General features: G+C 58.9%; 11 protein-coding genes. 5 read left to right on the top strand and 6 right to left on the bottom strand.

Annotated features, from left to right (window positions below; genetic code table 11):
• Nucleotides 1–15 precede the first annotated feature (15 nt).
• Nucleotides 16–2232 carry an MprA protease, GlyGly-CTERM protein-sorting domain-containing form gene (gene mprA / locus Poly24_RS04950; RefSeq protein WP_145091334.1) on the bottom strand — a complete coding sequence of 739 codons (2217 nt, stop codon included), beginning with the start codon at nt 2230–2232 and terminating at the stop codon, nt 16–18.
• 477 nt (nt 2233–2709) lie between these two features.
• On the opposite strand from mprA, the gene Poly24_RS04945 reads away from it, so the two are divergent.
• A complete protein-coding gene (locus tag Poly24_RS04945; RefSeq protein ID WP_145091331.1) occupies nt 2710–3114 on the top strand; it encodes an HU family DNA-binding protein in 405 nt (134 codons plus the stop codon).
• Between the two features lie 111 nt (nt 3115–3225).
• On the top strand, nt 3226–3444 hold the full coding sequence (locus Poly24_RS04940; RefSeq protein ID WP_145091328.1) for a hypothetical protein: 219 nt from the start codon (nt 3226–3228) through the stop codon (nt 3442–3444).
• 63 nt (nt 3445–3507) lie between these two features.
• Here Poly24_RS04940 and Poly24_RS04935 read toward each other — a convergent pair whose 3' ends face one another.
• The 5 genes from Poly24_RS04935 to Poly24_RS27615 form a co-directional block, all read right to left on the bottom strand.
• Nucleotides 3508–4839 carry an amidohydrolase gene (locus tag Poly24_RS04935; protein ID WP_145091325.1) on the bottom strand — a complete coding sequence of 444 codons (1332 nt, stop codon included), beginning with the start codon at nt 4837–4839 and terminating at the stop codon, nt 3508–3510.
• Nucleotides 4840–5056: 217 nt separating this feature from the next.
• Complete coding sequence (gene ruvA, locus Poly24_RS04930) at nt 5057–5686, bottom strand: Holliday junction branch migration protein RuvA (RefSeq protein ID WP_145091322.1); 630 nt, start codon at nt 5684–5686, stop codon at nt 5057–5059.
• A 179-nt stretch (nt 5687–5865) separates the two neighbouring features.
• Nucleotides 5866–6213 carry a hypothetical protein gene (locus Poly24_RS04925; RefSeq protein ID WP_145091319.1) on the bottom strand — a complete coding sequence of 116 codons (348 nt, stop codon included), beginning with the start codon at nt 6211–6213 and terminating at the stop codon, nt 5866–5868.
• Nucleotides 6214–6471: 258 nt separating this feature from the next.
• Complete coding sequence (locus Poly24_RS04920) at nt 6472–7695, bottom strand: DEAD/DEAH box helicase (RefSeq protein ID WP_145091316.1); 1224 nt, start codon at nt 7693–7695, stop codon at nt 6472–6474.
• 33 nt (nt 7696–7728) lie between these two features.
• A complete protein-coding gene (locus tag Poly24_RS27615) occupies nt 7729–7857 on the bottom strand; it encodes a hypothetical protein (RefSeq protein ID WP_261343103.1) in 129 nt (42 codons plus the stop codon).
• Nucleotides 7858–8105: 248 nt separating this feature from the next.
• Here Poly24_RS27615 and Poly24_RS04915 point away from each other — a divergent pair, with 248 nt between their 5' ends.
• The 3 genes from Poly24_RS04915 to Poly24_RS04905 all read left to right on the top strand — a co-directional run bounded on the left by Poly24_RS04915 (nt 8106) and on the right by Poly24_RS04905 (nt 13477).
• A complete protein-coding gene (locus tag Poly24_RS04915; protein WP_145091313.1) occupies nt 8106–10328 on the top strand; it encodes an NADP-dependent isocitrate dehydrogenase in 2223 nt (740 codons plus the stop codon).
• Nucleotides 10329–11381, top strand: coding sequence for a tetraacyldisaccharide 4'-kinase (gene lpxK, locus Poly24_RS04910; RefSeq protein WP_231753471.1), 1053 nt, complete (start codon nt 10329–10331; stop codon nt 11379–11381).
• A gap of 287 nt (nt 11382–11668) precedes the next feature.
• The gene (locus tag Poly24_RS04905) at nt 11669–13477 is read left to right on the top strand and encodes a heavy metal translocating P-type ATPase (protein WP_145102611.1); all 1809 of its coding nucleotides are present in this window, start codon (nt 11669–11671) and stop codon (nt 13475–13477) included.
• The last annotated feature ends 277 nt before the right edge of the window (nt 13478–13754 follow it).

The raw sequence follows: 13754 nt of genomic DNA, 5'->3' as shown, positions 1-13754 counted from the left end.
CTCTTCCCGCAAGCATCAAACCTTCGCCGGTGGGTTGCGGCGTCGACGTGTCCAGGCGGCCGCTCCGGCAGCAGAAATTGCCAGCGTGGCGGTGATGGGATCGATCGCGCCTCCACCGCCTCCGCTGAAGGGACGCACATCGAGATCGACTCCGCGACGCGAGCGAGCTTGGCCGGGCGCGGCAGGTTCCGGAGAGTTGCCGGCGGGGACGCTTGCGTTGTTGGCAGCGTCTTGGCTATTTGCAGCGGGCGTATCGGTCGCCGCCGGTTTCGCAGGCGTCGATACAAGGTACTCCTGGCTGCGATCACGTAGAGCCGCCAGTTTATCGGCGACCTGTTTTTGCGAAGCCCGATCGCGGCTCAAGCGCGTTGCGTTGCGTTGCTGGATCTTCCAGCGCTTGTATTCGGCGTCGTTCTCCAAAACCAGCATCGAAGCATAGGGAGAGACGATCGAATAGCCTTCGCACAGCCGCACGATCTCGGCTTGGCGCGATCCCGATCCGCCTCGTTCCTCGTCCAACAACCGCGAGACCTTGCGGAACGCCCACATCCTTTCGATCAGGCTGTTATAGGCTTTCGATCGCTCCGTCGGCAAAGGGATCTCGACGGTTTGTTCCCATGGACTCCCTTGGATCTCGCCTTTCATCGTCACCTGAGTCGGACCGCCGGAGGAGAACCGCCCCAACAGACGCAGTGGCGTACCGTAAAACAGATTGCCCAGTTGTTGCGGTTCGACTTCGCTGATTCGCGTATCGGCGAAATCGACCGACAGGTTGGCGATCGCTGGGCGAACCAGCTTTTGACGCATCAGATGGGCTTGGCGACGGAAACTATCCTCGGTCGAAACAAACGCCGCCAATCCGCCGGCTCGCGTCGCGATCTGGTCCAACAGGGGACGATTCACTTCGTTGCCAACGCCAACACAAAACACCCGGACTCCGTCGGGTCGTGCTCCGATCAACCGCAGCAGTTCCGATTGCTCGCCCGGTTCGGTCAGCCCGTCGCTCAACAGGACAACGTTCAGCGGTCGATCGGCATCGCGATATCCGTAAGCCATCTTCAGCGCTGGCCCCAGCACGGTCCCGCCGCGGGCGCGTTGGGCGGCAAAGAATTCATTGGCGACTTCCAAATTGTCAGCCGTCGCGGCGCGAGCTTCTTGAAACAACGGCGTCGGTTGCAAATTGAAGGCGAGGCATTCGAAGCGATCCTCGGGGCTCAACGATTCGATAAACGCGGCGACGCTCCGGCGGCTGATCGCCAGTTTCTCATCCCTCGCCATCGATCCGCTGATATCCAACAGAAAGACATAATCCATCGCCTCCATCGTGCTGCTGAGATCCTCGCCCGGCGTGATCGTCATCATAAAGTAGCCGTCTTCTCCCTCGGGCCAACTGCTGACAACATCGACTCCCGTCTGCGGCCGCTTGGTCTGAAACGCTAGCACGATGTCGCGGGAAAGATCGCCTTCGGTCAGCTCCATGCTCGCCTGAGCATAGCTCTCGGTGTGGTTGACGACCACGAAGTCGTCCTTGTGCGATTCGCTTCGCAGTTCCTGCAACGGCACCTCGCTGAGCAGTTCCAGGTTCATCGAAAACCGGCCCTGCACCCGCGTATCGATCGGGCGACCTGCGGTTTGAGTTGCGAGCGGGTAAACGTAGGTGCCCCAGTCGTGATCGAGCTGGAGTTCCTGGTAGTATTCGATCCGCACGCGCTGCTCCGCTCCGGCGGCGATCGGAAAGATCCGCATTTCAAACTGCTTGAAATCGACTTGTTCGAGCAATCCCGGGTCGCGTCGCACCCGTTTGTAGCTGTTGTAGATCTCGCGAGCCCGCTGCTTTTCGACGACCTCTCCGATCATCTCCTTGCCGCTGATCCACATGCTGAAATTTGAAACGCTCGCGCCGCGTGGAACCGGGAAGGTGTAGAGCGCTTCGACGATCCGGTTTTCGGTATTCACAAAGACTTGGTCGATCTGCGTGACAGCAATCCCGTTGTTGATCGTCACGCGGACATCCTGCTGTTTGATCTCCAGCACGCCCCCCGCACCGCCGTCGGCGACCAGCATTCCGGCCGCATCGGCTGGCCGGGCAAACAGAACTCCAACGCTAGCAACTGCGACGATCAGCAAGCCCACCAACTGTCGACTCTCGGCGGCGAAGAGGTTTGAGGTTCTCCGATCGCGTCGCAAAGGCGATCGATCGACGGGTGGAGAAACGATTGAGGCGATGTTCATGACGGACTCCTAAGGTTTTGATGGGGGAGGGCGTCGAGCGAACGCTCGACAGCTCTTCCGTTCAGGAGCCCATCGCAACGGGAGCCTCTCGACCCAATTTGCGAAAAACCGCGCAACCGCAAACCGTCGGCGTGTTGCAGTGCAGCGAGACAGCTCGATTACCAGGCTGTATCGCATACGCTAGCAAAGGAAAGCAGGACGTTCCGGCGGGGGAGTTGTGAGAGCTAGCGAAATACAAACCGAAAGTGGAATCGGCTTAGTAAATGCTAGCCAACGTCTAGTACCACGATCTTTACAGCTTTGTTGAAGTTTGCGGGCTAGAGAGCCGATTCGGAGAGTATCGGTTGTGTCGATCGTTTCGATCTTACGACCGGTCGATCTTGACGGCAGGTTCGGTTGCGTCTACACTTCGCTTTACTAAGTAGCGTCGTGCAAAGGACTTACAACGCTGAATCATCCGTCTTGGGGATCGAGTTTGTGACCAAAAAAGACATTGTCAAAACGATTTCCGAGGAAGTCGGGCTGACTCAACAACAAACCAAGAAGATCGTTCAAAAAACGTTCGACGCAATCATCGAATCGCTTGTCAAAGAGGAGCGGATCGAACTGCGGAACTTTGGTGTCTTTGAAGTCAAATTAAGGGCTGCCCGAAAGGCCAGGAATCCTCGTACGGGGAAACAAGTGAGTGTGCCGGCAAAGTATGTCGTCACATTCAAGCCAGGCAAGGAGATGGAGTCGCGTGTTGCCGAACTGACGGCGGGCATTGTTAACAACCTTGAGACCGAATCCGTTTTGGATCCGCTCGAAAGAACCGACAACAACCACAACAAGCCCGCCGATTCGACAACTCACGATGCCTTCGGAGACCGCTCCGTTGGCTGATTACGATTACGAGAAGTAGTACGATCGATTTCCTGCGTTGCGATTCCGAGCAGATTCGGATCCGAACAATGGACTTCCACGGCAGACAAAGACGTTCACGGAGGAACGGCGATGCGACGTTTATTTCAGATTACCGCCCTGGCACTATGTCTCGGACCGTTGGGCGGCTGCTTTCTGCCAATCTATTCGGCTCGGCCCGAGCACCGTGTCAAACAGTTGCTGTTCACCTCCGAAGACCTTCGCCAGGTCGTCGATGAATGGGAACGCTTCTGGTTCCTTGACCAACCAAGCCATATGACGCCGGTTCGCGTTCACGGCGGCATCATCTAGCAAACGCTTTTGCAAGCGTTTGACAGATCGGTCCGCGCCCTGGCAAGCCTTCCGTTGCCGGTGCTATTTGCTGAGGATTTCCAGCGCGGCCGCAACCATCGTCTGCAGCCCCGTCGTCAACGTCGGTTCGATGTCGGGGTAGTAGAGACTCGAGTGGAGCGACGGGGGATTGGTTCCTAATACCTCGTAGCGGTCCAACCGCCGCGCTTCGACCGATCCCAAGCGATACATCAAAATCGGCACTCCCGCTCGGCCGTATCGGCTGAAGTCCTCGCCTCCCATCGACGGCGCTGGCGTGCTCACATTCGCTTCGCCCAACAGCTTCTGAAAGACTGCGGTGATCCGCGCAGCCAGCTGATCGTCGTTCCTCAGCGAAGGTGTCCCTTCGGCGACGCTGATCTTCGGTTCGGGAGCGGCAAAGCTAGCGGCGACCGCCTTGGCCTTTCGCTCGATCGCCGCCAGCAGCTTCTCGCGGACCTTGGGATCGTACGACCGCACGGTCAGCTGCAGGTGGCAGCTATCGCCAATGATATTGTGCTTCGTCCCACCATGAATCGATCCGACGGTGACCACAGCCGGATCCAAGGGCTTGATTTCGCGGCTGACAATCGTCTGCAGGTCCATCACCAGGGCGGCAGCTTGAACGATCGGATCGATCGTCGTGTGAGGCGCTGAACCGTGGCCGCCGCGGCCGATCATCGTGATATCGACGCTGTCGACGTTCGCCATCGCGAAACCTGCCAACGTTTCCACCTTCCCCGTCGCGACATTGCCTCCCACATGGAGCGCGATCGCAAAGTCGGGCTTTTGAAAGCGAGTGAACAGGCCATCTTCGAGCATCGCTTTGGCCCCCGCCCCGCGTTCCTCCGCGGGCTGGCCAATCAACATCAAAGTTCCCTGCCATAGATCGCGGTGGCTGGCGAGGAATTGAGCGACGCCAACCAGGTTGGTCATGTGAACATCGTGGCCACAAGCGTGCATCACCCCCGTATCGGTACCATCGGTGTTTTTGGTGGTCACGGTCGATGCGTAGGGCAATTCAGTTTTTTCGACCAGTGGCAACGCATCCAGATCGGTCCGTAGCATCAAGCGTGGTCCGGGGCCATTTTCAAGGATCCCCACAACACCATAACCGCCAACACCTGTGGTCACTTCGAAACCCGCCTCGCGCCACCGTTGAGCGATCCGAGCAGAGGTTTCCCGTTCTTCAAACGAAAGCTCCGGATGGGTGTGAAACCAGTGGTAGTCGGCGATCAAGTTTTCCAAGTGACTCTCTACCCACGCCTTCACCACCGCGGGCATTTCCGTCTCCGGACCTTCCTGTGCCGGCTCCTTAGCCCATCCGGGACTGGTGATGACAGCGAACAGGAAAACGCGCGGCAATAGACGAAACATGATCGGCTCTCTTAATAAGAAGTTCGGGCAGAATCGGAGGATTCGCCGAGGAGAGCTCCGGTTCCAGCAAATGCGTGGCAACGCCCACACGTGTTCGTTGCCGCTGGCTATCTTAATGCAGCCGAAAACAGAAAGACAGCGCTGCAGTCGAGGCTTCAGCCGACCTGGGTGTGCGCGGTCGCCTGAAGCCATAGCTCCAACGACCTCACGCCAACACCTATTGCGTGCTCTTTTGATAGATCGCAGTCAGCAGCGATTCGGTATCTTTGAACTTCTTTTTGCTGGCCATCGCATCGTCGATCAATTGCCGCGCGTCGGCTTCGCCATGTCCGAGCGCCAACAAGGCATCAAACGTATCGCGCACGACATCCAGTTGGTCGTCGTCCCCTTCGGGCGTTGCATCGCGACCGACCAACAAGGCGAACCGAGGCATCTTGCGACGCAGTTTGGCGATCACGCGCTCTGCGGTCGCCGGGCCGATCCCAGGCAAACTCGACAGCCCCTTGGCGTCCTGCTGCTCGATCATCACTGCCATCTCTTTGACAGGGCGGACCATCGCACGCAACGCTTTTTTGACGCCAACCCCATCGACGCTGCAGAACAGTTCGAAAAACTGCTTCTCCACTGTGGCGACAAATCCGACCAGGCGGGGTGACAGCCGGCCGCCCTGAGCTGCATTGCCGTCGATGTAATTCAACGTATGCAGCGAAATGGTCGTGCCGATTTTTCCCTGCAACTGACGCCGCGTGAAATCGGGAATAAAGACCTCGTACTCGAACGGCGGAATATCCAAGATCGCCGACTCTTCGCTCAGTGACGCCAGTTTTCCGGTAATCTTTGTGATCAAAGTGGATCGCTTCCTTCAACGTTCGACAAATGACAGAGGGAGTGCGTGGCTGCGTCGCTCCGCCGTCACAAGCCTTCTAAAAAGCTCCGCCGACGCCCTGACCAAACACAACGTTGCCTGGTCAATCTATCGCCGCCACCCGATTCACGCCAGCTGTCGGCGATTCCTGACTTTCAATGCTAGCGCGTTAGACTTGCCGGTGGCGTCACACCGCCAACCCGTTGCACGAGATTGACAACGGGCAAAGCGATCCCCCGTTTCTGTGCTTCGATCCGAAGGCCTCGTTCAAAGAAGGGGAACGGATAAAGCGGCTGACGTCGACGAGACCAAACATAGATCGCGTTGATCAATCGCTTATCCAACTTTCCCTGATCGCTGAGCACGACCACGCTTCTCAGAAACGCTTGCTGCTCTTCACGCGTGGCCCGCAAGCCGTTGATCAATTGGTCTTCTAAGCGAACGACCGCCTGTGCGGTTCCTGCAGTCGTTCGTGAGGGGGTAATTTGGGCAAAGACATGCTGCGTCATTAAAGTCAGAATCCCTACGGTTGCGTATCTCAAAGTGAGCCCGAACATATCTGCGACCTTTGTTTTCTGTCAAATGACGGATGTCGATCGAAGCTGCGGACGCAGCCTCCTTCTCAGTGCGACCAAGGCACCCAAAACGAAGCGAACGCGCCGCATCCCAACCACAGCCTGCTTCAATAACCCAACCGCTTCCCGCGATGCAAGGTCAGCCGGCGCCGTGTGCTATCAAAAAACGGCTCATTGCAAAATTGACGCACCCTAAAACCTAACGCTGTGACTCACGGTGGAGCATCGCAACCGCTCCCGCCCAAGGAAAACATCCTCCTGCCGCTGGAACTCCGATGCCAACCGAAGCGGATCCGACGGAGCGACGCTTTGCGCCAGTTGCCGGTTCACCGCCACGCTTCGCCAAGCACCCTGGTTCCATTCCCACTGCTCCTCCGCCTCGATCCGTTTCCACATTGGAAAAGCCGCCTGCCGACATTGCACGATCTGCTTGATCGGCTGCCCCACCGACTTGCAAAACACCGGCCCCGCCATGTCCAACATGCTGCTGCGCCCCGCCGGACGACAGAAGACCGTTTTCAGCTCGGGGCAATCGAGCGATTCGGGTACAGCCGCGGTGCTGATCAAAACACGCACGCTTCCTCGTTCGAACCCGTTCAACTGGCGTTCCCGATGCGCCCCGGTCCCCAACAGCTCGCAAGCGATTCCCTGTTCCTGCAACAGACCGGAACAGGCGAGTCCCTGCTGTCGGCGTTGGAAAAACACCAACGACCGTCCCCATCGATCGGGCTCTTCAATCAACCGCTTCGCAACCACCGCTGGCGTATACTCGCCCAGCGTGTAGTGACGGTAGGGACTCAAATGACCATCGGCGATCAATTGCGAGACTCCCGCGTCGCGGATCACGCGGTCGAAACAAGCCTTGATCGGATCGCTGTTTGCCGCCAGCCCGAGGGTCCACCGGGGATGCAGTTGCCGGTGCAGTCGTTCGATCTGCGCCGTTCCACCACACTCGACTTCATCGACCACCAACAGGTCGACTTCTGCCGGCGACTTGTCGAACATGCTGATCGTTTGCAGATCCAGGTTGAAATCCCGCGACGCGTTTTCCGCAGCGACGCGAGCCAACGAGTTCCTCCGCATCGCAGCCCAGCCGACGCGGCATCCGGTCGCACGTTGAAGCGCGCGGGCAATCGCTAGTCCGATCACTGTCTTGCCGCTGCCGACGGGACTCTCGACTAAGACACGCCCCGCCGCGGGAGCCAGCTGCCCGTCCGGCGCACGCCACCGCCCAGCAACCATCTGCAGCGCCGCGACCACCATCCGCCGCTGATACGCCCGCGGCTGGAGGTGAGCGGCGGCAAGCACTTTGGCCGCCACGGCGGCGGGAGCGAAGTTATCGGCCAGTCCCAAGCCGCACGATGTGGCTTGGTTTTGGCAATGCGAAACTGTTGAAAACGCGGAATCAAGAACCATTGTGGAAGCCTCCCTGTCGAATCGTCCAATGTTTTAACCGGCGGCGTGCCCGGCAAGCGTCTGCCATGGTTGGCAGTTCGCCAGCCGACGCCGACGCGTGCTGACAACTCCCGCAGTGTCGCCTGCCGTCGTGACACGTTGGGTCATCGGATCGACAAACATCGACGATTCCGGAGCGTGGCAATTCGGTTTCGCCCTGCGACAAGTCGTCCCCGGCGGAACGTGGCGGCTACATCGGCCGCCCTTTCCCCGTTACAATCGCGTCCGATGCCGATTGCGGGTTCAATGCGTGGCCCCCTCCTTGCCGCGGAGGAACTGCGTCCCCATTCGCCTCCAACGACAACTCACTCAACGTTATTCAGAACAGTCGCTGCGGTCATTCCCGTAGCCCGACATCCAAAGGAACATCCATGGCCCAAGCAAAGATCATTTACACGCAAACCGATGAAGCTCCCGCCCTGGCCACCGGTTCTTTGCTGCCGATCATCCGCGCGTTTGCAACCGCTGCGGGGATCGATGTCGAAACCAAAGACATCTCGCTGGCCGGCCGCATTTTGGCAAACTTCTCCGATCGCCTGCCCGCCAACCAACAACAGACCGATGCCTTGGCGGAACTCGGCGAACTCGCCAAGACTCCCGAAGCGAACATCATCAAACTGCCCAACGTCAGCGCATCGATCCCGCAATTGAACGCCGCGATCAGCGAACTGCAACAGCACGGCTACGAACTGCCCAACTTCCCTGCCGAACCCAAAACCGATGCCGATCAAGAGATTCGCGATCGCTACGCCAAAGTGCTTGGCAGCGCCGTCAATCCGGTCCTTCGCGAAGGCAACTCCGACCGCCGCGTCGCTGCTCCAGTAAAGCAGTACGCCCGCAAGAACCCACACTCGATGGGCGCTTGGTCGGCCGATTCCAAGTCGCACGTGGCGTCGATGGACGACGGTGACTTCTACGGCAGCGAACTATCTCATGAAATGGCCGCCGCGGGCACCGTTCGAATCGAACTGGTTGCCGCCGATGGTTCGGTGACCGTGCTGAAAAAGGACTTCCCAATTCAAGCCGGCGAGATCATCGACGGATCGCGGATCAGCCGCAGCAAACTGCAAGCCTTCTTCGCCAAAGAAATCGAAGACGCGCGCCAGAACAACGTCCTGTTTTCGCTGCACATGAAAGCGACGATGATGAAGGTCTCCGACCCAATCATCTTCGGACACGCCGTCCGCGTCTTCTTCAGCGACGTGATCGAAAAGTATTCCGCGGAGCTCGACGAAATCGGCTTCAACCCGAACAACGGCCTGGGCGATCTGTACGCAAAACTCGGTAAACTGGACGAAGCGAAACAAGCCGAAATCAAAGCCGCCATCGCTGCCGAAATGGAAAAGCGTCCCGAATTGGCGATGGTCGATTCGGACAAAGGGATCACCAACCTGCACGTCCCTAGCGACGTGATCATCGACGCATCGATGCCCGCCGCGATTCGCACCTCCGGCCGCATGTGGGGCCCCGATGGCAAGCTGCACGACATGAAAGCTGTCATCCCCGACCGCTGCTACGCGGGCGTCTACCAAGCGACGATCGACTTCTGCAAAAAGAACGGCGCGTTCGACGTGACCACGATGGGCAGCGTCGCGAATGTCGGCCTGATGGCACAGAAGGCCGAAGAGTACGGGTCGCACGATAAGACCTTTGAAATCCCAGCCGATGGAACCGTCCGCGTTGTCGACGGGCAGGGCGAGACGTTGATGCAACACGAAGTTGCCGCCGGCGACATCTGGCGGATGTGCCAAACCAAAGACGCGCCGATCCGGGACTGGGTCAAACTGGCCGTCACCCGCGCCCGAGCGACCGGCGCGACCGCCGTCTTCTGGTTGGATGAAAACCGCGCCCACGACGCCAACCTGATCGCCAAGGTGAACAAGTACCTGCCCGAACACGATACCGCAGGCTTGGACATCCAGATCATGCCACCTGTCGAAGCCACCCTGCACGCCTGCCAACGGGCGAAGGAAGGCAAGGACACGATCTCGGTCACCGGCAACGTGTTGCGAGATTACCTGACCGATCTGTTCCCGATTCTCGAACTGGGAACCAGCGCCAAGATGCTTTCGATCGTACCGCTGCTGGCCGGCGGTGGCTTGTTCGAAACCGGTGCTGGCGGATCGGCTCCCAAACATGTTCAGCAATTTGTCGAAGAGGGGCACCTGCGTTGGGATTCGTTAGGCGAATTCTTGGCATTGGCTGTCTCGCTGGAAGATCTGGGAACCAAGACAGGCAACAAGAAAGCCTTGGTTCTGGCGGAAACGCTGAACACCGCGACGGGAACATTCCTGGACAACGACAAGTCGCCGTCGCGAAAAGTTAAAGAGATCGACAACCGTGGCAGCCACTTCTATCTGACGCTCTATTGGGCTCAGGCACTGGCCGCGCAAACGCAAGACGCTGAACTGCAACAACGATTTGCAGCCGTCGCCAGCCAGTTGGCCGATCAGGAAGCGAAGATCGTCGCCGAACTCAGCGATGCTCAAGGCCAACCTGTCGATTTGGGCGGCTACTATCAGCCCAATCCAGAAAAGCTGAGCAACGCGATGCGGCCTAGCGCAACGTTCAACTCGGTCATCGAATCGCTGTAAATGGATATTCGTCCTATCATGTCGGGCCAGCGGAGAGATCCGCTGGCTCGTTTGTTGCGCATGGCGACTCGCGTCGCGGCGATCCCTTACGGCGTGGCGACCACGCTGCGCAATCGCAAATACGATCGCGACGCTTCGTCGATCCAACACGCCGACGTTCCCGTGATCTCGGTCGGCAACATCACCACCGGCGGAACGGGCAAGTCGCCGATGGTCGCTTGGATCGCTCGCGTGCTGCGCAACGAAGGCCTTCGCGTGGCGATCGTCAGTCGTGGCTATGGCGCCGATGCGAGCGGAGTGAACGACGAGGCGTTGGAACTGGAAGAACGCCTGCCCGACGTGCCTCATGTTCAAAATCCCGACCGTGTCGAGGGTGCACGTGTTGTGGTCGAAGAACTGGAGACCGAAGTCATCCTGCTGGACGATGGTTTCCAACACCGCCGACTGCACCGCGATTTGGACATCGTCTTGATCGACGCTAGCTGTCCGTTTGGATATGGGTATCAACTGCCACGCGGCATGTTGCGTGAATCGTTAAAAGGCTTGAAGCGAGCCGACGTCGTGGTCCTGACGCGCAGCGATGCCGCCTCCGACGCGGATCGACGACAGATCCGCGAGACGGTGCAACGGTACGCCCCCACAGCGACGTGGGTTGAATCGGTCCACGAACCCTCGGCGTTACTGACGCACGCCGCCGATCCGTTGCCGATCGAAACCCTACGCGGGCAACAGGTGCTGGTCTTCAGTGCGATCGGCAATCCGGACGCGTTTGTAAAAACGGTCACCGATTGTGGCGCCACGCTGATCGACAGCAAAACCTTTCCCGATCACCACCGCTTCGACCGCGAGGATATCGAAACACTCACCGCCTGGGTCGACCAACACCCTGCGGCTGAAGCGATCCTCTGCACGCACAAGGATCTCGTCAAACTAAGAACCTCGCGAATCGGCCGCCTGCCGCTGCGAGCTGTCGGAATCGAGATCGCACTGACCGTCGGTGAATCGGAACTGCGCCAGCGACTGCTGCAGACAGCCCGCCAAGCAACTTCCTAGCCCGCTGCACCAACCGTCGCGGCGCGCTCCTGGTGCAGCGTCAACAATAAGATTTTGGGGTAGTGGACGAGGTCACGAGTCCTTTCGCGCCAGAGATTATGGGGACTCGTGACCTCGTCCACTACCATTAGGCCTATAATCGAAGTTTGACCAACCACCAGGTTAACGATCGCGAATCCTAAAACCGATTCCGTCCCTTCCACAATGCGAGATTTCCCTTGCCAGCATCCCCCGCACCTGCCACGTGGAAATCGCGTGAAACGCTGATCGCGATCTTTACCGTCGCAATGATCAGCGTGCATCTGGTACTGCGGTTCGGCACGGCCAGCAGTCCGCAAGCGGCAAACATTCCACTCTGGGCGGTCCTCGTATTTGGTGGCGTGCCGTTGGTCTTCGATCTGCTGCAGAAGATGTTGCGGCGCGAGTTTGGCTCCGATCTGCTGGCGGGAATTTCGATCGTCGCATCGGCGTTGTTAAGCGAATATCTGGCAGGTGCGTTAGTCGTGCTGATGCTTTCCGGTGGCGAAGCGTTGGAAGCCTACGCCGTCCGCAGCGCGTCGTCGGTACTGCGAGCGCTCAGCAAACGCATGCCATCGGTCGCGCATCGCAAGCAGGGAGCATCGGTCGTCGACGTTCCACTGCAGGATCTTGCGATCGGCGACATCGTTTCGGTCTTCCCTCACGAGATCTGCCCGATCGACGGGAGCGTCGTGGAAGGGCACGGCGTGATGGACGAATCGTTTCTGACCGGCGAACCCTACATGATGTCCAAGACGCCCGGCTCAGCCGTCCTCTCCGGCGCGATCAACGGCGAAACGGCGCTGCTGATTCGAGCCGACAAGCTGGCGATCGATTCCCGTTACGCCAAGATCATGGAAGTCATGGCGGCCTCCGAACAGAACAAGCCGCAGATGCGGCGACTGGCCGACAAACTGGGTGCTTGGTACACGCCGTTGGCTGTCGCGATCGGGATCGCCGCCTGGGCGTTTTCCGGCGATCCCGTCCGATTTTTAGCTGTGATGGTCGTCGCCACTCCCTGTCCGTTGCTGATCGCAATTCCCGTTGCGATCATCGGATCGATCTCGCTGGCGGCGCGGCGAGCGATCATCGTCCGCGATCCCTCGGCGTTGGAAACGGCTGACACCTGCCGCACGTTGATCTTCGATAAGACCGGCACCCTGACGTATGGCAAACCCAATTTGACGGCTCAAGTCGTGGCGTCGGGATTTGTCGAAGCCGACGTTTTGCAATGGGTTGCCAGTTTGGAGGTCTATTCCAAACATCCCTTGTCGCGAGCGATCGTCGCAGCAGCCAAAGCCGCGGGGCTTGCGATGTTAAACGTTGACGAGGTCAGCGAGCGTCCCGGCGAAGGCTTGCGCGGCAAGGTGGGGACGACTTCGGTTCGGGTCACCAGCCGAAATAAACTGCTCAAACAATATCCCGACCTAGCGGCACAAATGCCCGATCAACAGGCGGGTCTGGAGTGCGTGATCTTGATCGATGAACAGTACGCGGCGACCTACCGATTCCGCGACACTCCGCGGACCGACGGTGCCCGCTTCATCGGCCACCTGGCTCCATTGCATCACATCTCGCGGACCATGGTGGTATCGGGCGACCGGGAATCGGAAGTCGCTTATCTGGCCGAACAAGTGGGCATCCAGAGCGTCTACAGCAGCCAAAGCCCCGAACAAAAGCTGGCGATCGTCGAGGCCGAGACCGCCAAGGCGAACAGCATCTACGTGGGAGATGGGATCAACGACGCACCGGCGCTGATGGCCGCGACGGTGGGGATCGCGTTCGGCCAGAACAGCGATGTGACGACGTCGGCGGCCGATGTCGTTGTGATGGACAGCTCGCTGCGGAAGATCGATGAATTCTTGCACATCAGTCGGCGGATGCGGCGGATCGCGATGCAGAGTGCAATCGGCGGGATGGCGCTGAGCATCATCGGGATGACGATCGCAGCGGCCGGTTATCTGCCTCCCGTCGCCGGCGCGATCAGCCAAGAAGTGATCGACATCGTCGCGGTACTCAACGCGCTCCGCGTGGCGATCGTTCCCAAGACGATGATCGATTTTGAATCGAGCGAATAGGGAACTTCCAGCAATTCGCTGACTCTTCGGAGAGGCCTGATCGATCAATTGCGTGGGTTGCCCAGACGCGTATCAGTCCGGCGTCAATCACACTCTTTTTGCCAGGGACGCTAGTCCCAAAGGATGGCTTGGTACCGATTCCTTTGCTCAGCATTCTGGTTGCCGTCGCGAGCCGCCATGCGTTACCATGACCCTTTACGCTAGGGCGACGGATATCCTGTCCGCCACTAGGGCATTTAATGGCGGCGTATGCTGCCGTATAGATTTTTCTTTTCGT

Source organism: Rosistilla carotiformis, assembly GCF_007753095.1.
Lineage (GTDB): Bacteria > Planctomycetota > Planctomycetia > Pirellulales > Pirellulaceae > Rosistilla > Rosistilla carotiformis.
Note: the sequence above shows the minus strand (reverse complement) of the source record. Positions and strands in the feature narration are given on the sequence as shown.

Coding starts and splice junctions, on each gene's coding strand:
- mprA (WP_145091334.1), bottom strand. CDS start 2,232: ATGAACATCGCCTCAATCGTTTCTCCACCCGTCGATCGATCGCCTTTG.
- Poly24_RS04940 (WP_145091328.1), top strand. CDS start 3,226: ATGCGACGTTTATTTCAGATTACCGCCCTGGCACTATGTCTCGGACCG.
- Poly24_RS04935 (WP_145091325.1), bottom strand. CDS start 4,839: ATGTTTCGTCTATTGCCGCGCGTTTTCCTGTTCGCTGTCATCACCAGT.
- Poly24_RS04925 (WP_145091319.1), bottom strand. CDS start 6,213: ATGACGCAGCATGTCTTTGCCCAAATTACCCCCTCACGAACGACTGCA.
- Poly24_RS04920 (WP_145091316.1), bottom strand. CDS start 7,695: ATGGTTCTTGATTCCGCGTTTTCAACAGTTTCGCATTGCCAAAACCAA.
- Poly24_RS27615 (WP_261343103.1), bottom strand. CDS start 7,857: ATGTTTGTCGATCCGATGACCCAACGTGTCACGACGGCAGGCGACACT.
- Poly24_RS04915 (WP_145091313.1), top strand. CDS start 8,106: ATGGCCCAAGCAAAGATCATTTACACGCAAACCGATGAAGCTCCCGCC.
- lpxK (WP_231753471.1), top strand. CDS start 10,329: ATGGATATTCGTCCTATCATGTCGGGCCAGCGGAGAGATCCGCTGGCT.
- Poly24_RS04905 (WP_145102611.1), top strand. CDS start 11,669: ATGATCAGCGTGCATCTGGTACTGCGGTTCGGCACGGCCAGCAGTCCG.